The organism is Gluconobacter sp. P1D12_c (assembly GCF_018812105.1).
GTDB classification, from domain to species: Bacteria; Pseudomonadota; Alphaproteobacteria; order Acetobacterales; family Acetobacteraceae; genus Gluconobacter; species Gluconobacter oxydans_A.
This window is the reverse complement of sequence record NZ_JACSIQ010000909.1, coordinates 1-352: the sequence shown is the minus strand read 5'-3', so window position 1 is coordinate 352 and position 352 is coordinate 1. Positions and strand designations below refer to the sequence as shown.

General features: G+C 46.3%; 1 protein-coding gene. It reads left to right on the top strand.

Features of this window, described 5'->3' with window-relative positions; translation table 11 throughout:
* Positions 1-352: hypothetical protein (locus tag KP705_RS19750; RefSeq protein WP_215765543.1), on the top strand; the 352-nt coding region annotated here is incomplete at both ends.

Here is a 352-nt window from a genome sequence, read left to right as displayed (position 1 = left end):
ATCTGATCGCATTGCTGACAGGCTTGAAGGTCTGGGGATTCCGTCTAGGCGTAAGAAGCAGGATGGCACCTTTTTCAAGGTGGGTTTGCTGTCTGGATTAGCTAAGCAGATGGATGAACAGTTTAGGCATATCATGTTCATTCCTGCTGTTGCTGTTGCTGAGCGTCGCCAGTTGAGGAATGAGCTGACCTATTGGATTGATAACATTCTCCCGAATAAGGGGAAGTATCTGCGGTACATGGTTATCACCTGCGGTGAGAACGTCAGAATATATGATGACCTCAAGTCGGAGCATAGGAAATGGACACTCAAGCTATCTGATTGCTTCCGTTGGCTCAATCAAAAATATGGT